Genomic DNA, 22,251 nt, shown 5'->3' on the forward strand with positions numbered 1-22,251 from the left:
TCAGGAAAAGTTCATTGCCATGACAACAATCAGCGGCATAGATTCAAAATAGTTGAAATAAACATGAATTTTTTACGACAGATCTCGTCAAATTGGCTGAGAGGAGCTATACCAGATGGTCACTCACAGGGTGACAGTGCTGGGGGAGGCGCTTCTCAGCTGGATGATCGTATCCTCGTGAGCAGGGCTCAGAGTGGCGATTATTCAGCATTCGACGAATTGGTGACCCGTCACCGAGGAAAGGTCTACGCGATGATTGTGAACATGGTCAAAAATGACGCTGATGCCTGGGATCTTGCTCAAGATTCCTTTATCAAGGCGTGGAATGCACTGCCCAAGTTCGAGAACCGTTCTCGGTTCTCAACCTGGATGTTCAGGATTTCCCACAACGTTGTCTATGACTGGATGCGGAAACGTAAAATCCAGGCAGACGGAGAGCTGGATGACCAGTTACTCAGTAGAGACCAAATCGACACGAATGCCAGCACGGCACCCCGGGCAGTAGCCCGGCCGGACCAGGCACTCGAAAACCAGGAGCTGCAAGGGGAGATAGAAGCGGCCCTAGCTCAACTTAGTGATGAACACCGCGAAGCCATCCTGTTACGTGAAGTACAGGGGATGGAATACAAAGAAATTGCTGATATCCAAGGGTGCTCGCTTGGAACAGTGATGAGCCGACTATTTTACGCACGCAAGAAACTTCAAAACCTATTAGAGAGATGAACAGACCAGATGACAAAACCTTGGAGCGTTGGATGGACGGCGCACTGGAAGGCGAGGAATTGCGCCAGGTCGAAGCTTGGGCAGAAACACATGCAGGTGAATTGGAGCAGCTTATGAGCTGGTCCGATACCAGTAAGCTGATCAAGCAGTCCATGAGTGCAGATACTGAGCCACCATATCCGGATTTCTTTAACACGAAAATTCGCCAGGCCGCCGTTGGGCATCATGATGAACCGATGGTCGCTCAGAAAGCGCCGTCCCTATGGCAGCGTTTCAGTTGGATTATTGCCCCTGCGGCACTCGCAGGTATGGCAGTCTGCTTCTATGTGGGAACTCAAATTCACAGTGACACTCCATCAAGTGGCTCTACGGCACAAACGGGTGAGGTCTACATACCTCAGCGAGGTGTTACTGCGGAAATTTCTCAGGCCGGTGAGATCACCGTGATTTCACTAGAAGGCTTGGAGGATATTCCAGATACATTGGATATTGCTGCAGGAGAGACAAGCATTGGCATCTCTCCAAGATACCTGGCCAAGGTGGATAGAGACAACTTGTACTGATATGACTCACGCACACCTCAAGTCGTTTTCTCTCTTGATTTTCGCCCTCTGTGCCATGCTTGGCATGCCAGTGGCGGCTCAGGATGCGGGTAAAGATTCGGTCGGCAAGCTTAAGGTCAGCTTGTACTTTGCCACCAATGGAGATCCGGAGACAGCTGGTAAGAAAGCTAAGAAGGTTGATGAGGCGCTCGTTAAGCAGTTTTCTGGCGCAAAGGCACTGAAGTTCAAGCACTACAGGCTCCTGGGTGATGATACACAGCCGATTCTTCGGAGTTATGAAAACTGGATTGCCCCAATGAAGCCTTCCGAGGAAATCCTGCTTAGCTTTGAACCCAGGGGAAAAGTAGAATCAGATGGACTCTCTTTGGATTTGGAATTCTGGCAGAGCCGCAAAAAGATCATGAAGAGTGGTCCGCACTTGCAGGTAGGCAAGCCTTTATACATACTGGGGCCCAGTTGGAGAGGTGGGAAATTGCTGGTAGCAGTGGAACTCATCTCCGTGCAAAAACCATAGTCGTTCCATGCGTAGCTTCATCCTTATACTCAGCTTGGCCTTTACTCAGGCCCAAGCAGCTGTTTTCACCTTCAAGGAAACGACCAAAGCTGTAAAGCCAGAGCCTGATGCTAAGGTTATCGAGATCCTTTTTCCCTTCAAAAACACCAGTGATCAGGCTGTCGATATCGTGGCCTATGATGCACCCTGTAGCTGTATGAGCGCCAAGCTCAAAGGTGGTACCGCACTCAGCAACAACAAGGGGATCCGTTTCGAGCCAGGTGAGGAAGGTGTCGTTAAGGGGATTTTTGAACTGGGTAACTTCAAGGGAACCATCGATAAGAAAATTTTCTTGTGGACCTCCAATGATAGTAAGGAAAAGCCATCTATCGAACTCACGACCCGAGTGACTATTCCCGAGCTTATTTCTGCGACTCCCACTTCACTGATCTGGGATTTAAAAGGACAGGCTAATGCCAAGGAGATCTCAATCAAGGTAGTAGGTGAAAAACCTATAAAAGTGACTGACGCTAAGTGCTCCAATGGAAATCTGGAGTTTGAGGTGATTACGATCAAAGAGGGCTTTGAGTACACCCTGAAGGTGAAGCCTAAATCAACGGACAAAATTCTTTTTGCTTCGATCAAGCTTAGTACCGATAGCAAAATTGATCGTTTCAAGACCTTGCAGGCATTTGCAACCGTTAAGCCTAACAAGAACTAGTTTTCATGCTGCGTTTTCTTGTTCAGACAATAGCCATATTATTGTTAGGAGCACTCTCAGGGGTAGCCGTCTATATGATAGTCGGGCAACCAGATCGCTCTGTAAAATGTGTGCAGGCGGACTTGGGTGAGTGGGAGGTTTGCTGGGATACGGTGACTGCCGATTGGGGCGGGGATGTTCTGTGGGTCGACGCTAGGTCTCAGCGTGAGTATGACAAGAAGCACTTGGATGGGGCTTTGCTTGTCAGAGAAAAAGATGCAGAGAATGACTTGGCTCAAGATGAAGTCATGCAGGCAATTGGAATGTCCGGGGTAGAAGGTAAAAAGCTCGTGGTCTACTGCGGTACTGAGGCCTGCGGTGCCAGTAAGTCAGTGGCGGAAAAGATTCGCGCCACTGGATTCCATAGTGAGGTCTATACGCTCTTTGGAGGCTGGAAAGCCGTACCCAAAGAGCTGAAATAGATACTATTTGTCGACAATCTGATAGATCGATCCTTTGTCCGAGATAATGTAGAGCTCTCCCTGAGGGTCCTCAGCAAATGAACTGATCTGAGTGATTTTTTTACCGTCCACCTCGAAATCTTTTGTCCAAGACTTGAGGTTCTGGGCTTTTCCTTCCTTATACTCAAAGGTCCAGACATTACCAATCGTGTAGTCTGCAAAGAAGTAGAGGCCCTTGAGTTCAGAGATACTGCCGCGATAGACATACCCGCCGGTCACAGAGAGCCCTTCGTCTGGGCCTCCGCCGTGTACATATTCGTGCACGGGTTCGACGTTATTCTCAGGCTTATCGCCACCAACACCTTTCTTGGGTGTCTCGTGATAACCTTCACGTAAGCGCCAACCAAAGTTGGCTCCTTTGAGTTGATTTAAGCTAGTGACATTGATTTCTTCCCATTTGTTTTGGCCGACATCACCTATGAACATTAAGTCGCCGCTCCAGGAGCAGCGCCATGGGTTTCTCAGGCCGTAGGCAAAAATTTCAGGGGCGGCATCTTTTTGGTTTACGAAGGGGTTATCGCTTGGAACCTGATAGGCCTTATCTGTCGATACGTCGATACGGAGCATCTTGCCCAGCAGGTTGCTCAGATCCTGGGAGTTATTTTTAGGGTCATTTGCCGCACCACCGTCGCCAGTGCCGATGTACAGCATGCCGTCGGGACCGAAGTCTATCCAGCCTCCATTGTGGTTTCCGTAGGGCTGTTCGGCATGTACGAGTTTTTCCTCACTGGCGGGATCGACCTCCAGCTTGCCGTTGTCAGGGTAGCTAAATCGCGAAACCTGAGTGTGACCTTTGCTGTCTGTGTAGTAGAGGTAGAAGCGACGATCTTTACTGAAAGTTGGAGAGAATGCCATGCCTAGCAGTCCTTGCTCGTTGGATTTGGAGCGAACGCGGTCTTTGATGTCTAGCAGAGGCGTATCTAGCAGCTTACCAGATTTGCGGTCGAAGACTCGGATGTAACCCTCTTTTTCAAGAATATAGAGATAGTCAGAAGATCCACTAGGAGCGGTCATGTATGTGGGGCGTTTTAAGTCGTCCACAAAGAGATCCAGGGAAGGGGCTGCGAAAACTGGGGTGCCGCCTACTAGGCTGGCGACTATGAGATGCTTGATGCTGGGTGACATGCGAAGAAAGTAGCCTATTTTTGTAAATGTAAAAGAGACTAATTTACCCCATTATTCCTCTCCCATGTAATGCGAAAGCTGTTCGCGAAGAGTGGTGCGTGCTCTGAAGAGTTGGCTTTTTACCGCAGAGACAGAGAGTTCCGTGATATCAGCGATCTCTTCGTAGGAAAGGTTCTCGTAACGCCTCAGAATCAAGGCCAGACGCTGCTTTTCAGGGAGGGATTCAATTGCTTTATCAACGGCTTCGCGAAGTTCTGCGTGAAGTAATTCGCTGTCAGGAGCGATGGAGGATTCCGCGGGGGCCTCGCTGTGTGTGCTTTCCTCTCGTTCTTCAAGAGAGTAGGTCTTCCTTCGGGATTTCTTCCTCGTTTCATTGAATACCAAGTTTCTGGTAATGGTGAAGAGGAAGGTGGTGAACTTTGCTTGGTGCTTGTAGCGCTTGGCTGATTTCCAGAGCCTAATGAAAACTTGCTGAGCTATATCTTCCGCCTCGGAAGCATTGCCGAGCATCTTGGCAACAGTACCAATGATGGCAGATTGATGCCGTTCCACGATCGTTTCAAATGCCGCATGGTCGCCAAGCTTCACGCGCTCCATCAATGCAACATCAACCTTGTCCTCGTGGCAGTCGTCTGAGGAAGAGGTATCGATCTTGGTCATATTGACGGGTAGAAACTGTGTAGCGGTGTCTGACATTGAGCTATGTCAGATAGAACTTTCTACCATCAGAATAGTTGCGCGGGAATTTAAAAATTCTTTGTCTAACGAATGTAGCGTTCGTTGAGGTTGCTGAGAAGTTGGCGCACGTCTTCGGCCTGACGAAGTAGGTCGGTCATTTCCTCCATGCCCAAACCAGGTTTTTTGAGGGCAGCCCGGATGATGGCATCTTTGTGTTGCAGGTGGTTACTTATAAGCATCGAGGTGGCACCCTCGGCTACACTGACAGGATTCTCAGGCAGGTTCTCACTGAAGGCGCTTTGCAGAGCGAGCCTGTCGGATTCCTCAATACCGAGCAAATAGGTCTGGATCGAAGCTGGGTTGCTGGGGTTGGGCTTTCTGGCGAGAATTTTAGCGAGAACGTGACCGCCCGGAGTCTGCGACATGGGCTCATGCAGGGCTTCCAGTTGTTCGCACAGCCACTCCATGACTTCGGATGAATTGAGGGCCAGGAAACAGAGATAGGATATGGTGTTGTCCATCGGTGTGGCCTGGGCCTTCTCCGGGGTGCTTTCGTCAATGTTGTCGTAGTTGCGAACACGATACTGTTGTTTGTCCGCCTGAAAAACCATACTGCGGAAATCCTGATCACCAACGCCGAGTCGAGCAGCGACCTTGCTGATAACGCTGTCCAAAGTCACTTTGTCTGTGACTAAGCGAGCGAGGTTGGCCAGATCTTTAGCTAAATTGGACTTCTCACGGATATCTGCCAAGTCGACAGCTTTGGACGCGTGGGTGAGTTTGTAGTCGAAAAAGTCCTGAGCTTCATCAAGAAGGGTCTTGAATGCATCCGCACCATGTTTCTGGATGTAAGAGTCTGGATCTTCACCTTCGGGCATGGAGGCGCAGCGTACGTGGATGCCGGCAGGCACTAGTATGGAAAAGGCTCGTTGTGCCGCCTTGTGGCCAGCGGAGTCTGCGTCAAAGCAGAGAATGGCTGTGTCTGTGTAGCGTTTGAGCAAGCGTGCATGGTGCTCGGTGAACGCAGTGCCTAGCGGAGCAATGGCATTCTGAATACCTTGTTCGTGGCAGGAGATAGCATCGATCTGTCCCTCGCAGATGAGGGCAAATTTTTCCTTGGTCATGTGGCGTCTCGCCTTATCCAGTCCAAAGAATACGCGGGATTTATCGAAGATTTGCGTCTGGGGTGAGTTGATGTACTTGCCGCTATTAGGGTCATTCACCAACTGTCTGCCGCTGAAGGCGATAATATCCCCGTAGTCGTTGTGTATAGGGAACATCAGGCGATTCCTAAAGCGCACGTAGATGCCGGCTTTGGGATTACCTTCCGCTTTGAGGGCCGCCAGACCCGCATCCACCAGATCGCGGCCTCGGAAATTATTTTCTCTGGCCCAGTTCAGGAACTCCTTGGGATTTTCAGGCATCCAGCCGATGAGCCAGCGCTCGGCTGATTCTTTACTGAAGCCACGTTTTTTCAGGTAGTCCCGGGCGTGCTGGGCTTGGGGAGACTTCCTTACCAGACTGTGGAAATATTGAGCTGCCGCATTGTGTAGTTCGATCAGCCTGGACTTGGATCTCCGGCGCTGTTCAGCCTGTGGATCGTAAACCTCCTCGATGATGGGCACGCCAGCCTTGTCTGCGAGTTTCTTGACTGCGTCTACAAAGGGTAGGTTCTCATACTTCATCACGAAACCGATGGCGGAACCGCTCTCGCCGCAGCCAAAGCAGTGGAAGCTTTGACGTGATGGAGTGATGTTGAAGGACGGAGTCTTCTCGTTATGGAAAGGGCAAAGTGCCTTGAATGAGCCGCCTGCACGCTTGAGCGGGATGTAGCCAGAGATGACATCGACGATGTCAGTCGCGGCGAGCACTTGCTCGATTGTCTCCTCTGGGATGCGGGCCATGCACGAGACATAGCAGCGGGGGAAGATCACTTGGAAGTTTTTTGTGTCCCGTGATCAAAAAAATAGCAAATGAGGTCATCCAAAGACAAAAAATGTCATAAAAGTTGGCAAAGTGAAATTCGTGGGCATAATTCCGCAACTTTTTACTCAAAGATTTATGGAGAACGTCATTATCATTGGAACCGGGCCAGCCGGATACACTGCAGCCATCTATTCCGCACGTGCGGATCTCTCACCACTGATCCTTACTGGTAGCCAGCCTGGCGGCCAGCTCACCACCACTACTGATGTGGAGAACTTCCCAGGATTCCCTGAGGGCATCATGGGGCCTGAGCTGATGGTCAAGATGCAGCAGCAGGCTGAGCGCTTCGGTGCCAGAGTTGAAAATGGCGTGGAGGTGACTGATGTCATCAAGAACGATGATGGTTCTTTCACCGTCAAGGCGAAGCAGGTCTTTGGTGCTGAAACCATGGAGTGGCAGAGCAAAACAGTCATCATCGCCTCTGGCGCATCTGCGCGTTACCTCGGATTGCCGGGTGAAATGGATCTGGTGAAGAGTGGTGCAGGTCTTACAGCTTGCGCTACTTGCGATGGGGCGTTCTACCGTGACGTCCCTGTCTGCGTGATCGGCGGTGGCGACAGTGCTGCGGAGGAAGCAACTTTCCTCACTAAATTTGCAAGCAAGGTTTATCTCATTCACCGTCGTGAAGAGCTTCGTGCGTCAAAGATCATGGCTCAAAGGGCTTTGGATAATCCAAAAATTGAGCCAGTCTGGAACTCTCAAGTGGTCGAATACCTTCTTGATGACAACGGAAGAATCCGCGGCGTAAAGCTTGAAAGTACAGTCGACGGTTCTCATTCAGAATTGGAACTCGAAGGTGTATTCATGGCTATCGGTCACACACCAAACAGTGGATTCCTCAGTGACGAGCTGGTTGACAAGGATGAGAGCGGTTATGTGCTCCAGGTGCCAGGCAGAACAGCGACCAAGACACCGGGTCTATACTCCGCTGGCGATATCTCGGACACGGTCTACCGTCAGGGCATCACGGCTGCTGGCCAGGGTTGTGCTGCCGCTCTGGAGGCTGAGCATTATCTTGCAGGGCTCGAGGGATAATTTATCCTGTATTTTCTTTCCAGGCCACTGTTGCTAATCTTGGCGACAGTGGCTTTTTTATTAACTAATATTAGTTAGGGGTTTTTTGCACATCCCCCAAAAATGCACAATCTGGCGTAAAAACCGACCGATGCAATGCTCAAAGATCATCCCCACTGTTACCGAGATAACGGTAGACACTCGCCTTTGAAAGCCCGTAGTCCCTCATCAGGACCTTGATCAGTTCGCCGTCCCTTCTCCTGCGTTGCAACTCCTGTCTTTGTTTGTCGGTCAGTTTTTTCCTGCGGCCGAACCCCACACCCCGTTCCTTCGCCTTGCGTATCCCGTCCATCTGGCGTTCCGCCCGGATCTCGGTCTCGAACTGGGCTATCGCCCCGAGCATGTTGAAGAGCAGGCGGCCGGTCGCGTCGTTCGTGTCGATGTTCTGGTCAAGAACCTGGAGGGCGACCTTCTTGTCCTCGAGCTCGTCGGCGATCCTGCACAAGTGGAGCGTCGAGCGGGCAAGGCGGTCTAGCCTGGTAACGACCAGCGTGTCTCCCTCGCGGACATATTCCAGGCATGCCGCCAGCCCGGCCCTCTTGTCCGAGGAACCGCTCTTCTTGTCCTGGAACACCTTGTCGCAGTGGGCGAGCTTGTCGAGCTGCACCCGGAGGCTCTGTCCTACGGAGCTGACCCTTGCATAGCCTACGAGTGTCTTTCCGGTCTCGTGTGTTTTTTTCATGTGAATTGTCTCAAAACCCTTTAAAGGATTTGCGAACGCATTATTGAGACATTGAACGAGACATGTCAACGTGCGGGTACCGAAAAGTATACTTTCTGAAACCCATGGAAAATCTGAACATCCCGAAACCACAGCGCCTGAAGATACTCGGCGACGATGAGATTGACGCCCTCTTCGGGCTTCCCAGGTTCACGGAGAGGCAGCGGGTCAAGTTTTTCTCGGTCTCCATCCGGGAACGGACTGTTCTGGAAGAGCTGGGAACGATCCAATCCAAAATCTGTTTCCTGTTGCAACTGGGTTATTTCAAAGATCGCCAGATGTTTTTTACTTTCGAGCCCGAAGATGTTCATGAGGACATCGAGTACATCCTGGCAACGTATTTCCCAAAATATCATCCGTCTAGTTTCAACGTGTCGAGGAATACCCGTGCGAGACAACAACGCCTGATCCTTGAACTCTGCTCCTACAATCCGTGCGACTTGGGCATGTTGGAAGACAAAGCTCGCAAGGCAGCAAGGATTTGCGGGAAACCTATCTTCGTTTTCCGCGAGATTATTCAGGCAATGACCGACCAGCGGACCGTTTTTCCGGCATACAGTTCGCTGCAAAATATTGTAGGGAAGGCATTGAACCATGAACAAGACCGGATGAAGGACTTGATCCGGAAACATCTCGTTCCGTCGGATGTGCAGGCTCTCGACCAACTGATACACCCGGATTCAGGTTCATATGAAATAACCCAGCTAAAACGGGAACCTAAAGACTTCAGCGCCTCGGAGATCAAGCGCGAAGTCGAGCGGGGGAAGCAGATTTTACAACTGTACCGACGATCCAAGATAATTCTTCCGGTTCTGGGGCTTTCGAACGAAAGCATCAAGTATTTCTCCTCGCTAGTGACCTATTACTCCGTCTTCCGGCTCAGAAGGTTTGACCCCGGAGTAGTCCATGTCTACCTGCTGTGCTTTATTCATCACCGCTACCAGCGCCACCATGACAACCTGCTGGCAAGCCTGATCCATTCAGTCCGCAAATTCAGCGACCGGGCCAAAGAATCCGCCAGACAACGGGTCTATGAACACCGGGTTGAGAAAAACGGCCATCTCCGGAAGGCCGGGCAAATCCTGAGACTTTTCATAGATGACGAAATATCAGGAACAGACTCTTTTGATCAGGTCAGAGCCAAGGCGTTTTCGATTCTGGACAGGGATGACATCGAAGCGGTCGCCAGCCACATCACGACCCAGGCCAGCTTTGATGAAACGGCTTTCCAATGGGATTGCTTGGAATCCATGGCTGCCCAGTTCAAGCGTCACTTGCGTCCCATAGTCCGCGCGCTGGACTTCAACGGTGCGCCTGCGCAGTCACAACTTATCAGGTCTCTCCAGTTTCTTCAGGAGGCCGTTTCAAAAGGACGGTCTCTGGCGAGTTTTCCTGAATCCAAAATCCCCGCCGGAGTCATAGGCAGTTCCCTCAAGCGTTATCTCTACGATCCCAGTCCAGATCCTGAAAGCAGAAACCAGTTGAATCCGAACCGTTACGAATTCCTGGTTTACCGCCTTCTCCGGGACAGACTTGAAGCAGGAGACCTGTTCTGCCGCGACAGTGTTCGTTTCCGTAGCTTTGAAGACGACCTGGTTGACGCTGAACAATGGAAGACCAACAGGGACAGGTTGATCGAAAGCGCGGGACTTCCACTCCTCAAGCAACCGATTCATGAGCATCTCGCTTCCTTGGAAGAAGAACTGGAAAGCCTTCTCGAAAGGGTAAACAAGAGGGTTGAGTCGGGCGACAACAAACATTTCAAGATAAAGAAACGCGGATCTCAAACCCGCTGGAGCCTGCCTTATCCCGGAGGCTCCGAGGAGTCCCGGGCTTCTTTGTTTGATACTGTGAGCCAGGTGGATATCAGCAGGGTGCTGGACTTCGCCAACCGGCAATGCCAATGGATGGAACCTCTGGAACATGTTCTTCACCGCTACGTCAAAAGGGAGGCTGATACACGGGTCATCACTGCGTGCATCCTGGCATGGGGAACCAACATGGGACTGGGGACGATGGGCCAGATCTCGGATATAGGATACCATGCCTTGATGGCGGGCTCGGACAATTTCATACGTCTTGAAACCCTGCGGGAAGCCAATGACCGTATCACCAACGCCACCTCCAAGATGCCCTTGTTCAGGAGTTATGACATTAACGACTCCATCCACTCCAGTTCCGACGGCCAAAAGTTTGAAACCGGGATCAACACCATCAATGCCCGCCATTCGCCCAAATACTTCGGCCTGAAAAAAGGTGTTGTCTCCTATACCCTCGTCGCCAATCACATCCCTCTGAATGCCAGGATCATCGGAGCCAATGAACATGAAAGCCACTATGTTTTCGATATCCTGTTCAACAACTCGTCCCAGGTCCAGCCAGACTTGCACTCGACCGACACCCACGGAACCAACGAGGTGAACTTTGCTCTCCTCCACCTCTTCGGTTACCAGTTTGCGCCCCGGTACCGGGATGTCTTTGAAAAAGTCTCCACCTCTCTTTACGGGTTCAAACACCCCAACCGATATCAAGGGTTGATAAAACCCGTGCGCAAGATCAACAAAAAGACGATCATCGAGAGTTGGGACAGCGCCCAGCGTATCCTCGTGTCCCTGGCGCTCAAGACAACGACCCAGAACATCATCGTCGGGAAGCTGAACGCTTACCCCAGAAGAAACAAAACCCGCCAGGCCCTCTGGGAATATGACAACATCATCAAGAGCTTGTATCTGTTACGTTACATTGACTCGTCTCCGCTCCGGCGTAATGTCCAGAAGGCTCTCAACCGTGGCGAGAGCTACCACCAGCTCCGCCGGGCCGTTTCCTATGCCAATTTCGGAAAACTGCGTTTTAAAACCGAGTACGAGCAACAGGTCTGGGGAGAATGCAGCCGATTGATTACCAACTGCATAATATACTACAACACCACTATCCTTTCGCGCCTTCTGGACCATGCCCAAGACGACGGGAACAAAGAATGGGCCGGCCGGATCGTACGGGCTTCCCCGGTCGCCTGGCAGCACATTAATTTCTTCGGACGCTATGAATTCGGGAAACCAGACCAACCAATCGACATGGTAGAAACTGTCCAGCAACTTGCACGAACACTCAAAAAATGACCCTCAGATTGTGCATTTTTGGGGGATGTGCAAAAAACCCCAACCTGGATTGTTCAATTCGTTCACACGGATGAAACGGCGACCCGCCGCATCTTTTGTTTCCAAACACCGCGGAACAGCCAAATCACCCAATAACGAACTTTGACATTTTAGAGCGAGTCCCTAGTTTGCATTGAGAATGAATGTCTCACTGACCGATAAGCTGGTGCAATTCGTCAACCAACTGGTTGAGCAAGGACGCTATCGCTCCGCCAGTGAGGTTGTGCGCGAAGGGCTTCGGCTTCTGGAAATCCGGGAAGCGCAGCTTCAGCCGAAGCCGGAGACGAAGAAGAAACCCAAGAGCTAGTCACTTTCCACTATGATCGCCGTAGAAATCGAAGAAGCAGTGTCACTGCTGGCAGAGCAGCCTTTTGAGGCTGACGCGTTTCCCTATGCTTTTTTGGAGGCTTTTGTGGCTTGTTTTCTTCTTCCCATAAGCGTTTTTATATTTGGTGGGTTGATCTCAATTTTTTGCAGTCATGCGGTTACAGGAATGAAAACGAAAGATCTTCACGTTGCATCCGAGTAAATCTGACTTTTTTTATTTTTTCTTCAAGGCGTTCCTCTGCAAATCAACAGGTGGTCAGCCAATTTTATTCGAGGAATAACTCACAAAAAGATAACTTCACTCAAGCTTTTCAATTTTAATGATGAGTTTCAGTCTCTCTCGCTCTGTTGCCTAGCATCCACAAGTATGCGAATTCCACCCCATAGCACAACCCCAGTAATGATTGCCCCAATGATCAGATCTGGCCACCTGGAGCCAGTGAGGTAGATGATGACGCTTGCCAGAATGACACAGGAGTTAGCGATGACGTCGTTCTTGGAAAAGATGTAGCTGGCTCGCATGTGAACCTCCCCTTCCTTTTCCTTGGAAATGAGTTTCAGGCAGTAAGCGTTCACAGCGAGCGCGATGATGGAAACGATGAACATCAGGAGCGACGAAGGCTCGCTACCAGTGATCGCCCGCCTGACGATGTCCGTGCCAATTCCCAAGGCGATGAGCAATTGGAACCCGCCGCTGAGGAAGGCTGCCTTGATCTTGACGCTTGAACAGCGCCCGACAGCGTAAAGAGCCACGCTATAAACGAGCGCATCAGCCAGCATGTCGAGAGAGTCGGCCAAGACACCAGTCGATTCGCCGATGATGCCAACGACTAGTTCGACGACGAACATGGTAGCATTTAGAGCGAGCAGTTTGCGGAGAACTCCTTTCTGTGAGGCATCGTTGACTTCGATGTGGCAGTCGCAAGATGACATCGATTTATTGGGCTGGAGTGGTTTCTATAGTTGATGAATTCTGCCGCTTACGGTTCACCATCAGGTAAAGAATTGGTAGCACAACGAGAGTGAGGGCGGTCGAAGTGATGACTCCGCCGATGACAACGGTGGCCAGAGGTTTCTGGACTTCCGAGCCTACGCCAGTCGAGATGGCCATTGGAAGGAAACCGATGGCATCGGTGATGGCGGTGGCCAAGACGGGACGGAGACGTTGAGTCGCCGCTTGTTTTACGGCGGTGACGGCATCGGTCGCGTCCTGTAGATTGGAACGGATCGCCTCAATCAGGATCTGGCCGTTGAGCACAGCGATTCCGAATAGCGCGATGAACCCGATGGCGGCACTGACACTGAATGGGATGTCGCGCAGCCACAAGGAGAGAACACCACCGACAAGCGCGAAGGGAATCCCGAGATAAATCAGGGCGACATCCTTGAGGTTCCGCAGACTGAGATAGAGCAGCACAAAGACGAGGATCATGGTCAGTGGAACGACTAGGGAAAGCCGGGTGTGGGCGCGTTCCAGGTTTTCGAATTGGCCACCCCACTCGATGACATATCCTTCCGGAAGATCAATCTCTTCAGCGATCTTGCGTTTGGCTTCTTCGACAAAAGAAACCACGTCTCTGCCATCGACATTGCTCTGGACTCGGATCAGGCGGCGACCCCATTCGCGGTTAATTGTAGCTGCACCGGGTGCTTCGACGATGTCAGCGACCTCGGAGAGAGGAACCCGAATTCCATTGGCAGTCGGAATGACAAGGTTCCGAACGGCTTCGATGTTGGTGCGATATTTTTCAGGCAGGACAATGCCGAGTGGAAACTGGCGCTGCCCTTCATAGATTTCGCCGACACGGAGCACACCGATTGCCTCGATGTATGGTAAAATTTCGGATGCTGAAATTCCAAGGCGAGCCATTTTTTCAGGGCGCAGCTCGATCCGCAGGCCGGGCTGGCCGCTGATCTGGTCGGTGGAAACGTCGGCTTGTCCGTCGATGTCAACGAGCACTTTCTGGATTTCATCGCTGAGGCGGGTAAGCGTTTCGAAGCTATCGCCGTAAATTAGAATACCGACATCTGAGCGCACGCCGGATTCCATTTCATTTAGTCGCATCTCGATGGGTTGTGTAAAAAGGATGTTCACGCCGGGCAGGGTTGAGACGGTTTCCTGCATCTTGGCAACGAGTTCGTCCTGGGTTTTGGCGCGAGTCCATTGATCGCGGGGCTTCAGAGAAAGGAAGATGTCGGTGAGTTCGGTGCCCATCGGATCAGTGGCAATCTCGGCGGTGCCGATACGGCTCCAAACGTGGCGAACTTCATCAGGGAATTTCTCCTTGAGTAGCTTTTCGATCTGAGTGTTGTAGTCAGTGGATGTATCGATGGAGGTTCCGGCCAAGCGGATGGTGTTCGCTACGACCGCACCTTCACTGAGGCGCGGGATAAACTCACCGCCAAGTCGGGTGGAGACGAAGCCAGTGACGACGAGCAGCGCGAGGACAACGGAGAGGACGATCCAGCGAACTTTCAGAACTATACCAAGGATAGCCGAGTAGCCACTAGTGAGCTTGCGTGAGAACCAGCCTTCCTTGTTCTTGAATTTACGGGGTAAAAACAGGTGTCCAAGGACGGGGGAAATGACGATGGCAATAATCAGTGCGCCAAGTAGGGCGAGGATGAAGGTCGTGGCCATGGGGCGGAACATTTTTCCTTCGGTGCCTTCCAGGGTGAGAATGGGCAGGAAAACCACGGCAATAATTCCCATACCAAAGAGAATTGGGCGGGCGACTGAGCGGCTTGACTCGAAGATGCAATTGAAGCGTTCCAAGACTGTGAGTTTTCGCCCGGCTTGGCGGGTGCGATCAGCGAGGCCGCGCAAGTTGGCTTCCGTCATGACCACAGATCCATCGACGATCAGGCCAAAGTCGATAGCTCCTAGGCTGAGAAGGCTAGCGGTGATGGCGAAATAGTTCATTCCAAGCACAGCGAAGAGCATGGCGAGCGGGATACAGATGGCGACCAGGAGACCGGCGCGGACATTCCCAAGCAGGATTAAAAGTGTTAGAGTGACCAGTAACGCACCACCGACGAGGTTGTGGGTCACGGTATCGAGTACCGAATCAGTCAGCTCGGTGCGGTCGTAAACAATTTGGACTTCCACACCATCGGGGAGAGACGGGCGGATTTCTTCCAAGCGAACTTTGAGTGCTTGGGTCACTTCTTGGGCGTTCTCACCCATCAGCATGAAGGCAAGGCCGAGGACGACTTCGCCCTGACCGTCAGCAGTAACCGCGCCACGACGTAGCTCACTGCCGATCTGCACTTCCGCTATATCTGAAACACGAACCGGAGTCCCTTCGCTAGAAGCGACCTCGATTCTTTCGATTTGTTTAATGGAGCTGACTCGCCCTACACCATGAACCAGTAAATCTTGGCCGCTGACAGTAACCCGGCCTCCGCCCACGTTGCGGTTGTTTTTTTCCAAAGCCTCTACGATATCGGAGAGAGATAAATCAAATTTTACCAGTAGCTCTGGATCGACTACAACGTGATATTGTTTTTCGAGGCCTCCCCATGAGTTTACTTCAGCAACGCCAGGGACTTTGCGAAGTTCGGGCTTGATGATCCAATCATGGATGGTTCGGAGTTGTTCAAGACTGCGACTGCCGTCGCTACTACGGATCACGTAATGGAAGATTTCACCGAGTCCGGTCGAGATCGGTCCCATCTGCGGTGTGCCGACTCCATCGGGCAGCTCGACTGTGAGGAGTCTTTCGGAAATATACTGGCGAGCGGTGGTGATTTCCGTATCGTCATCAAAGGTGGCGACAACCTGAGAGAGACCGAATTTGGAGACTGAGCGCACACTGACGAGTCCGGGAAGGCCGGATATTTCCAGTTCAACGGGCAGAGTGATCTGTTGCTCAATCTCTTCGCCATTGAGTGACGGAGCAACGGTATTGATCTGAACTTGGATTGGAGTGGTATCCGGAAAGGCATCAACAGGAACACGCGATCCCGCCCAGATCCCGGCAACTGCGATCAAGGCGGTAAAAAGGAAGACTAACAGGCGGTTGGCCAGACAGAAGCGAATGAGATGTGTGAACATGGGTGCGGAATAGATTGAAAAATAGAAAGAGCGGGGTGCGGTTGGTGTGGCGGCTATAAATCATCGACGCAGCCAGCACCAAGAGTGGGTTGCGCTGACTCAAACGTTGCGTGTGGCGGCTATCAATCATCGACGCAGCCAGCACCGAGAAGTGACTTGAGAAACTCCGAGCGCAGGATGTAGCTACCTTGGCTGACGATTTTATCGCCGGGCGTAAGTCCGCTGCGGATCGCGGTTAGTTCTCCGGAAGCCGCGCCATGTGTGATTTCAACGCGGGTTGCTGCGTAGAGTGCGGGTTCCTTGCGGACGAAGACGAAAGGAACTCCATCAATGGTCTGGATCGCGCCTGTGGGAACTGCGAGTGTAGGGCTGGCCTTGCCAAGGTGGATGCGAGCGTCCCCATATAGGCCTTTCCGTAAAGCGGCTGGAGGTGCGATCACCAAAGCGCGTGCCTGTATGCGGCGGGATTTCTCATCTACCGCACTCGCGATCCATACAAGTTCGCCGGTGATGACTGTATCCGGTATGTCGGTGAAAGTCGCGCTTACTTCCATTCCAGGTGTTAGGCCTGCAGCATCGCGGGCGGGAATAGAGAGTTCAAGCCACATGGTCGAGAGATCGGCCAGAACGAAGATCGCTTCGCCGGGTTCGATCCGCTCTCCTACGGAGACATCGCGGTCAACGATGGTTCCCGCAAAGGGAGCTTTTAGAGTGAGTAAAGAAGTCGGACGACCGTCGGAGGCGAGCAGATTGATTTCGTTCTCGCTCAATCCGAGATTGAGCAATCGCTGGCGTGCTGTGGACAAATCCACATCGGCGACTTCTGCAGCTGCTTCGGCGGCTTCGAGATCGGCGGCGGCGGAGATCTGTTTATCCGCTAACTTGCGCTCGCGAATTACCTGAAGACCAGCGAGCTTCTTTGCGGCATTCGCAGAGAGAAAACGGCTTTTCATTTCCGCGAAGTCCGGTGAATTCACCGTGCCGAGAATTTCACCAGCGGCAACTTTTTGACCGGGAACCACTGCGATTTTCTGGACGATGCCCTCGACCAGAGGAGTGATTTTCGCGACCTTGTTTTGATTGTAATCGACCGTTGCGTAAGCTTCGACAGCAGGCTGGCCGGTGGTAGTTTCCGGATTGGAAACTTTGACTCCTACCTTTTCCATCGACTCGGCAGATGCGACGCGGATCTTGAGGCTTTCACCCGCCTTGAGGCTGGCTGCGAGCTGAGGTTGGCAGATGGCGCATTCCTTTTCCAGGACACCATGCTCGTTGCACATCAGGGCATTGGCGGGTGCTGACGGTGCGGCAACTCCGGCTTTGTCGCCCTTCAGTTCAGGATGGCAAAGATAGCATTCATCTTCATAGACACCGTGCTCGGTGCAATACAACCGCTTTGGGTCTTTGATTTCCGGGTGACAAAGGAAACAACGATCTTCGTATCGGTCATGTTCCTTGCACCAGAGGCGCTTGGCATCGCGTTTTGAAGCATCGCAAATGAAGCAGCCTTCGCCCGTGGGGCAGGCCGCTACGGCGTGGACTTCGATTTCTCCATCGGAGGATTTCTCACTGGCTTCAGTCGATTCGGATTTCGTGTTGGTTTCATTTTTCTCGGCATTACATGCGGCGAAAAAAAAGGTGAGGATGCCAAGGCCGATGGCCTGGCTTAGTTTTGGTATTAGTTTCATAGTTTCAGTTGTTAGTCATTGTTTTTAGGGAATTGTGGGCGCGGAGAAGATCAGCCTGGGCGCGGGTCTGACCGCGCTCGACCTTGAAAAGGGTTTTGCGGGCATCAAGCACTTCGAGCAAAGAAGCTTTGCCTGAGTTGTAGGCTTCGCGGGTGTCAGTCAGTCCTTGGCGGGCTGCATTGATGGTTCGCGTGTCGAATTCGCTGGCACGGCTGCGGGCGGCACGGAGATCTGAGGAGAGTTTGGTAATGCGGGAGCGAAGTTCGCTTTCGGTGGCGCGGCCATTGGCTTGGGCGCTGTCGAGGCGTTCTTTGGCGGCCTGAATATTCCCCTGATTACGGTCGAAAATAGGGAGTGGAATACGGATGCCGACCACCGCAGCCGTCTCATTGGCATCACGCATCTCGCGGACTCCGCCGCCTACCTCAATATCGGAATAACGCTTCGCTTTTTCGAGGTCGTAGGTGGCTTGCGCACGGGCGAAACGAAGCGCAGCGGCACGCATCGCTGGATGGCGCGAGATCGCGGATTCGGGATTTGATGGGACAGCACCTCGCGGAGCATCAAGCGATCCGGCGGCGGTGACATTGGGTGATCCACCTCCCCATATCTGGCTCAGTTCTGCTGAGGCATTGCTCTCCGCAGAGCGAGCCTCGGCAAGATTTTCCTTGGCTTCGGAGATGGCTAGCCTCGCCTTACCGACATCGATCCGATTGCTTTTTCCTACCTCAAGCAAAGTATTCAGCGTGCTCAAGTTTTCCTCTGCACGGCCAAGATTTTGTTCGCTTAGTTCGCGAAGCTTCCGCGCTTCCAGAAGGGTGGTGAAAGCCCTGTCAGCGGCGATTCGGATATTACGTTCTTCGCTGGCAATCTCGGCTTTAAGTGCTGCAGCTTTGAGTGCTGCGACCATCGTTCGCTTCGACCGTTTGCCCCCGAGTTCCAGTTTTTGAGATAGCGCTGCGGTGATTTCAGCTCCATTGAAACCGCTGCTCTCACCACTTCCGGCGAAGTTCTCCACGTCCAGTCCTATTTCGGGGTTTGGTGGAAGCCCGGCCTGGATTGTCTCCGCTTCAAGAGCCCTGAGTTCCGCGCGTAGAGACTGTAATCTGGGGCTATAGATCAACGCATGTTGAATAGCACGATTGCGGGAGACGACTCCCTTCAAAAGAGGCGCTGATTTTAATCCGGTGTTGTGGCTGGAAGTAAATCGATTGGCTGATTCCCTGCTTGATCGAGACTGAGGGTCAGAGGCGCAGGAAATGAATAGGAATGGGAAAATTAAAAAAATTGAGAGCCTTAAATGCATAAGAATGTGGGTTAGAAGTCACTTGGTTTGAGTGGGTGCCTGATCCAACAGAGGAATCGGCCACAGCTGGGAAACCGCGAGAAACAATTGCGGCTTTAGGGCATAAAAAAGCGTGCGCTAAAAATGAGCGCTCGCTGTCAAACCAGTGAATCAAACGAGAAACACTGAATACCTCACACGAAGAGATACAGAGGGAATGAGTCCCACAAACGGGGGGCTTCCACGTATTCCGTGGATGGATCTTGTAAGGGAAAACGCGGTGGCGATTTCTCCTAACGACCTTGGAGATGCCATGGGGTCAGCCCCGTTTCGGCTATGGCTTTGGATGGAATCTACAGCAACAAAATTGTCTAGCTCCATGTAGAGATCTAGCGAACAATCTTGGCCTCGATTAGGAGAAACATCAATCTCAGAGGTGTCTTGCGAAGAACAGTCACAAGATTCTTCACTGCTAAAACGTGAGCAGGCTCCCTCTGGAATGACATCAAGGCACTCGCATTTTCCCACGAAAAAGTTCTGTATACAAAGACAATAGCCAAGGCCAGGCTGAGAAGTGGAAATTCCCACTAACATCAACCAAAGCATAACTAGTGCTGTAAGTTTACGAGGCATTGTATAATTTGAGGTCAAATAGTTGAGCGGGCAAACGGCTTCTGTTTGTGACGCGGACGCTATGTGATTTCGCATAACGTAACTCAACACTTGAATTACGCAAGGAACATTTTACAATTTTGCATAATGAAAGCCGATATTGCAATGATCGACACCCCTAAGTGCCTGAACACGAGTAAAGTAGCTCGTCTTAAAAAGGGGCTGGAGGCGGATGCCTTTGTTGACATAGCAAAAATCTACAAGGCATTATCGCACCCATCCCGCTTGCAGGTGCTTTATTTGCTGGGTCTGGAACCGTGCTGTGTCTGCGATTTATCTCACGTCATGGGTATTCCAGTCCCTACAGCGTCACAATACCTCAGAATACTGAGGAAAGCAGGACTCGTAGAATTCGAAAAGGATGGAAAATTTATCATCTATTCCCTGACCTTGACGGCTCGAAGCCTGGGGGATCTAGGTAAAGTAAATGGCATTTAATGGCCATTTACCTTTGAGATTGTTCGATGGCTGCAGAATACATCCCAGGAGAAGGGAGAGCGGCACAAGCAGTAGCTGCGAGAAGGCTTTCCCTTCGGGCTTACTACTTGCAGTTCAACGCCTTCGACTGAAAGGCTTCGCCTCCTCAAACTCTAGAAAGTGGCGGCATTAGCCACAGAGAATTAGGGAACCGCTGATTTGAGCTTCCCCACGGATTTCGTACAGGGAGTGTCCTAAATTTTGTTAGTTCATTTATGCAGCCTTTGCAAGCTGGGGTTTTTTGCACATCCCCCAAAAATGACCCTCAGATTGTGCATTTTTGGGGGATGTGCAAAAAACCCCAGTTAGTGTGTTTTTGTGAACACTATTTGTGTTGATGCTGATTTCGTTTCATGCTAAGGCATAGTCATCATGCTAGTGAAGGTATTCTCTGCTGCACTACAAGGTGTGGATGCTGTCGAAGTCGAGGTCGAGGTGAACTCTGTCAAAAAGGACAAGTTTACCATGCAAATTGTTGGGTTGCCGGATGCCTCCGTGCGAGAGAGTTCACAGCGGGTGTTGAGCGCTATTTCGAATAGTGCGCTGGCCTTCAATACCGGCTTAAATACGGTCAATCTAGCACCAGCTGACTTGAGGAAGGAGGGACCCAGCTTTGACCTACCAATCGCTGTTGCCATGGCGGCTGCCGGTATGGAAAAGGATATTCCAAGGTTCGAGCAATATATGATGGTGGGTGAGCTGGCTTTGGACGGGAGCCTTCGGCCTGTAAAAGGGGTGATATCTATTGCTCTTGAGGCCAGAAAGCGGGGCAAGACGCGGTTGATTGTTCCAGAGGTAAATGCTGCTGAGGCAGCGGTAGTGGAAGGTGTAGAAGTCTACGGGATGGAAAACCTGCATGCTACCTGGAGATTTCTGACAGGAGAAGAGATGCGTGCGCCCTATGATCTGGACCGGCAGAGTTTCTTTAGTTCTCGTAGAGTCTATCAAGAGGATCTATGCGATGTGAAAGGTCAGCATATGGTGAAGCGCGCTCTCGAGGTGGCTGCAGCCGGTGGTCACAATTTACTCATGGTAGGGCCTCCTGGGACTGGTAAATCAATGATTGCCAAGAGGATGGGTACCATTCTTCCAGATATGACGGAAGATGAGGCCATTCAGGCCACGAAGATTCATTCCATCAGCGGAAGATTGAACGGTAAGGATTCGTTTATGGTCACGCGGCCGTTCCGTTCGCCACATCACACGATTAGTGATGCTGGATTGTTAGGTGGCGGTACAAACCCTGGACCCGGTGAGGTTAGTTTAGCACATAACGGAGTTTTGTTTCTAGATGAGTTGCCTGAATTCAGGAGGCAGACGCTTGAGGTGCTGCGAGCTCCTCTGGAGGACAGGGAGACAACGATCTCCAGAGCCATGGGGAGTGTGACTTTTCCAAGTGATTGCCTGTTGATTGCCGCAATGAATCCATGTCCATGCGGTTATTATGGGGATTTGAAGCGCGAGTGCCGCTGTTCTCCGGTTCAGATCGAGAGATACCGACGTAAGATTTCAGGCCCTTTGTTAGATAGAATTGATCTCCATGTGGAAGTGCCTCTCGTTCCCTACAAGGAACTCAAGGAGGGAAGTGGCGGAGAGAGTTCCGAAGTGATTCGTGGACGGGTAACGGAGGCCAGGGATCGCCAGCTTCACCGATTCAGAGCTCATCAGGGCGTATTTAGTAATGCCTCAATGCCGAGCAGCATGGTAGCCAAGCATTGCAAGTTAGATGAAGCTTCTTCCAAACAGCTTGAGCAAGCGATGGAGATGCTCAACTTCTCGGCGCGCGCCCATGACCGTATTCTTAAGGTTGCTAGAACCCTGGCTGATCTAGAAGCGCAGGAAAGTATACAGCTTGGTCATATTCTTGAGGCTATTCAGTACCGCTCACTGGATAGAAAGCTTATGATGTGATAGGATTCAGGTTTTGATGTAGGGTTGCTAAGGTCTTTCGGGATTGGTAATCTGCTGTAGCTAAGGTCGTTTGAGTGGAGTAGTAAAACAGC

18 protein-coding genes and 1 pseudogene are annotated in these 22,251 nt (G+C 51.6%); 11 read left to right on the forward strand and 8 right to left on the reverse strand.

Translation table 11 applies throughout. From position 1 onward, the window contains the following. Nucleotides 1–63 precede the first annotated feature (63 nt). The 5 genes from BUB27_RS08205 to BUB27_RS08225 are packed head-to-tail and all read left to right on the forward strand — an operon-like array spanning nt 64 to nt 2,961. Nucleotides 64–723 carry an RNA polymerase sigma factor gene (locus BUB27_RS08205; protein WP_143183329.1) on the forward strand — a complete coding sequence of 220 codons (660 nt, stop codon included), beginning with the start codon at nt 64–66 and terminating at the stop codon, nt 721–723. Beyond that, nucleotides 720–1,286, forward strand: coding sequence for an anti-sigma factor family protein (locus BUB27_RS08210; protein WP_143183330.1), 567 nt, complete (start codon nt 720–722; stop codon nt 1,284–1,286). The genes BUB27_RS08205 and BUB27_RS08210 overlap by 4 nt, the downstream gene beginning before the upstream one ends. Before the next feature lies 1 nt (nt 1,287). Next, nucleotides 1,288–1,800 carry a hypothetical protein gene (locus BUB27_RS08215; RefSeq protein ID WP_143183331.1) on the forward strand — a complete coding sequence of 171 codons (513 nt, stop codon included), beginning with the start codon at nt 1,288–1,290 and terminating at the stop codon, nt 1,798–1,800. A gap of 7 nt (nt 1,801–1,807) precedes the next feature. Beyond that, complete coding sequence (locus BUB27_RS08220) at nt 1,808–2,500, forward strand: DUF1573 domain-containing protein (RefSeq protein ID WP_143183332.1); 693 nt, start codon at nt 1,808–1,810, stop codon at nt 2,498–2,500. 5 nt (nt 2,501–2,505) lie between these two features. After that, on the forward strand, nt 2,506–2,961 hold the full coding sequence (locus tag BUB27_RS08225) for a rhodanese-like domain-containing protein (protein ID WP_143183333.1): 456 nt from the start codon (nt 2,506–2,508) through the stop codon (nt 2,959–2,961). A gap of 3 nt (nt 2,962–2,964) precedes the next feature. Here BUB27_RS08225 and BUB27_RS08230 read toward each other — a convergent pair whose 3' ends face one another. The 3 genes from BUB27_RS08230 to dnaG form a co-directional block, all read right to left on the reverse strand. Next, nucleotides 2,965–4,125, reverse strand: a complete 1,161-nt coding sequence (locus BUB27_RS08230; RefSeq protein WP_143183334.1) for a PQQ-dependent sugar dehydrogenase — start codon at nt 4,123–4,125, stop codon at nt 2,965–2,967. Nucleotides 4,126–4,176: 51 nt separating this feature from the next. Further along, nucleotides 4,177–4,821 (reverse strand): RNA polymerase sigma factor, encoded by a 645-nt coding sequence (locus BUB27_RS08235; protein ID WP_234991716.1) that lies wholly within the window; start codon nt 4,819–4,821, stop codon nt 4,177–4,179. Nucleotides 4,822–4,886: 65 nt separating this feature from the next. Beyond that, complete coding sequence (gene dnaG, locus BUB27_RS08240) at nt 4,887–6,707, reverse strand: DNA primase (protein WP_143183335.1); 1,821 nt, start codon at nt 6,705–6,707, stop codon at nt 4,887–4,889. Between the two features lie 157 nt (nt 6,708–6,864). Here dnaG and trxB point away from each other — a divergent pair, with 157 nt between their 5' ends. Continuing rightward, a complete protein-coding gene (gene trxB / locus BUB27_RS08245; protein WP_143183336.1) occupies nt 6,865–7,824 on the forward strand; it encodes a thioredoxin-disulfide reductase in 960 nt (319 codons plus the stop codon). A 139-nt stretch (nt 7,825–7,963) separates the two neighbouring features. On the opposite strand, the gene BUB27_RS08250 is transcribed toward trxB, so the two are convergent. Then, complete coding sequence (locus BUB27_RS08250) at nt 7,964–8,545, reverse strand: recombinase family protein (RefSeq protein ID WP_143183337.1); 582 nt, start codon at nt 8,543–8,545, stop codon at nt 7,964–7,966. A 104-nt stretch (nt 8,546–8,649) separates the two neighbouring features. On the opposite strand from BUB27_RS08250, the gene BUB27_RS08255 reads away from it, so the two are divergent. From BUB27_RS08255 to BUB27_RS19265, 3 genes and pseudogenes are all read left to right on the forward strand, one after another. After that, nucleotides 8,650–11,703 carry a Tn3 family transposase gene (locus BUB27_RS08255; RefSeq protein WP_143183338.1) on the forward strand — a complete coding sequence of 1,018 codons (3,054 nt, stop codon included), beginning with the start codon at nt 8,650–8,652 and terminating at the stop codon, nt 11,701–11,703. 178 nt (nt 11,704–11,881) lie between these two features. After that, a complete protein-coding gene (locus tag BUB27_RS08260; RefSeq protein WP_143183339.1) occupies nt 11,882–12,049 on the forward strand; it encodes a type II toxin-antitoxin system ParD family antitoxin in 168 nt (55 codons plus the stop codon). Between the two features lie 12 nt (nt 12,050–12,061). After that, a pseudogene (locus BUB27_RS19265) lies at nt 12,062–12,154 on the forward strand (type IIL restriction-modification enzyme MmeI); the annotation flags it as partial. Nucleotides 12,155–12,399: 245 nt separating this feature from the next. Here BUB27_RS19265 and BUB27_RS08270 read toward each other — a convergent pair. From BUB27_RS08270 to BUB27_RS08285, 4 genes are all read right to left on the reverse strand, one after another. Next, a complete protein-coding gene (locus BUB27_RS08270) occupies nt 12,400–13,002 on the reverse strand; it encodes a cation efflux transmembrane domain-containing protein (protein ID WP_143183341.1) in 603 nt (200 codons plus the stop codon). Nucleotides 13,003–13,006: 4 nt separating this feature from the next. Next, the gene (locus tag BUB27_RS08275; protein WP_143183342.1) at nt 13,007–16,126 is read right to left on the reverse strand and encodes an efflux RND transporter permease subunit; all 3,120 of its coding nucleotides are present in this window, start codon (nt 16,124–16,126) and stop codon (nt 13,007–13,009) included. Between the two features lie 122 nt (nt 16,127–16,248). Further along, the gene (locus tag BUB27_RS08280; protein WP_143183343.1) at nt 16,249–17,814 is read right to left on the reverse strand and encodes an efflux RND transporter periplasmic adaptor subunit; all 1,566 of its coding nucleotides are present in this window, start codon (nt 17,812–17,814) and stop codon (nt 16,249–16,251) included. Between the two features lie 4 nt (nt 17,815–17,818). Next, nucleotides 17,819–19,120, reverse strand: a complete 1,302-nt coding sequence (locus tag BUB27_RS08285) for a TolC family protein (RefSeq protein ID WP_143183344.1) — start codon at nt 19,118–19,120, stop codon at nt 17,819–17,821. A gap of 738 nt (nt 19,121–19,858) precedes the next feature. Between BUB27_RS08285 and BUB27_RS08290 the strand changes: the two genes are divergently transcribed. Beyond that, nucleotides 19,859–20,209, forward strand: coding sequence for an ArsR/SmtB family transcription factor (locus BUB27_RS08290; protein ID WP_143183345.1), 351 nt, complete (start codon nt 19,859–19,861; stop codon nt 20,207–20,209). A gap of 411 nt (nt 20,210–20,620) precedes the next feature. Beyond that, nucleotides 20,621–22,159 (forward strand): YifB family Mg chelatase-like AAA ATPase, encoded by a 1,539-nt coding sequence (locus BUB27_RS08295; protein ID WP_143183346.1) that lies wholly within the window; start codon nt 20,621–20,623, stop codon nt 22,157–22,159. Nucleotides 22,160–22,251: the final 92 nt, after the last annotated feature.

Source organism: Rubritalea squalenifaciens DSM 18772, from assembly GCF_900141815.1.
GTDB lineage: Bacteria > Verrucomicrobiota > Verrucomicrobiia > Verrucomicrobiales > Akkermansiaceae > Rubritalea > Rubritalea squalenifaciens.

Bases quoted from the DNA above. Each gene is read 5' to 3' on its own strand.
- BUB27_RS08285 (WP_143183344.1), bottom strand. From the start codon at position 19,120: ATGCATTTAAGGCTCTCAATTTTTTTAATTTTCCCATTCCTATTCATT.
- BUB27_RS08260 (WP_143183339.1), top strand. From the start codon at position 11,882: ATGAATGTCTCACTGACCGATAAGCTGGTGCAATTCGTCAACCAACTG.
- BUB27_RS08280 (WP_143183343.1), bottom strand. From the start codon at position 17,814: ATGAAACTAATACCAAAACTAAGCCAGGCCATCGGCCTTGGCATCCTC.
- BUB27_RS08215 (WP_143183331.1), top strand. From the start codon at position 1,288: ATGACTCACGCACACCTCAAGTCGTTTTCTCTCTTGATTTTCGCCCTC.
- BUB27_RS08210 (WP_143183330.1), top strand. From the start codon at position 720: ATGAACAGACCAGATGACAAAACCTTGGAGCGTTGGATGGACGGCGCA.
- dnaG (WP_143183335.1), bottom strand. From the start codon at position 6,707: ATGGCCCGCATCCCAGAGGAGACAATCGAGCAAGTGCTCGCCGCGACT.
- BUB27_RS08290 (WP_143183345.1), top strand. From the start codon at position 19,859: ATGAAAGCCGATATTGCAATGATCGACACCCCTAAGTGCCTGAACACG.
- BUB27_RS08220 (WP_143183332.1), top strand. From the start codon at position 1,808: ATGCGTAGCTTCATCCTTATACTCAGCTTGGCCTTTACTCAGGCCCAA.
- BUB27_RS08255 (WP_143183338.1), top strand. From the start codon at position 8,650: ATGGAAAATCTGAACATCCCGAAACCACAGCGCCTGAAGATACTCGGC.
- BUB27_RS08205 (WP_143183329.1), top strand. From the start codon at position 64: ATGAATTTTTTACGACAGATCTCGTCAAATTGGCTGAGAGGAGCTATA.
- BUB27_RS08230 (WP_143183334.1), bottom strand. From the start codon at position 4,125: ATGTCACCCAGCATCAAGCATCTCATAGTCGCCAGCCTAGTAGGCGGC.
- BUB27_RS08275 (WP_143183342.1), bottom strand. From the start codon at position 16,126: ATGTTCACACATCTCATTCGCTTCTGTCTGGCCAACCGCCTGTTAGTC.
- BUB27_RS08270 (WP_143183341.1), bottom strand. From the start codon at position 13,002: ATGTCATCTTGCGACTGCCACATCGAAGTCAACGATGCCTCACAGAAA.
- BUB27_RS08225 (WP_143183333.1), top strand. From the start codon at position 2,506: ATGCTGCGTTTTCTTGTTCAGACAATAGCCATATTATTGTTAGGAGCA.
- trxB (WP_143183336.1), top strand. From the start codon at position 6,865: ATGGAGAACGTCATTATCATTGGAACCGGGCCAGCCGGATACACTGCA.
- BUB27_RS08295 (WP_143183346.1), top strand. From the start codon at position 20,621: ATGCTAGTGAAGGTATTCTCTGCTGCACTACAAGGTGTGGATGCTGTC.
- BUB27_RS08250 (WP_143183337.1), bottom strand. From the start codon at position 8,545: ATGAAAAAAACACACGAGACCGGAAAGACACTCGTAGGCTATGCAAGG.
- BUB27_RS08235 (WP_234991716.1), bottom strand. From the start codon at position 4,821: ATGTCAGACACCGCTACACAGTTTCTACCCGTCAATATGACCAAGATC.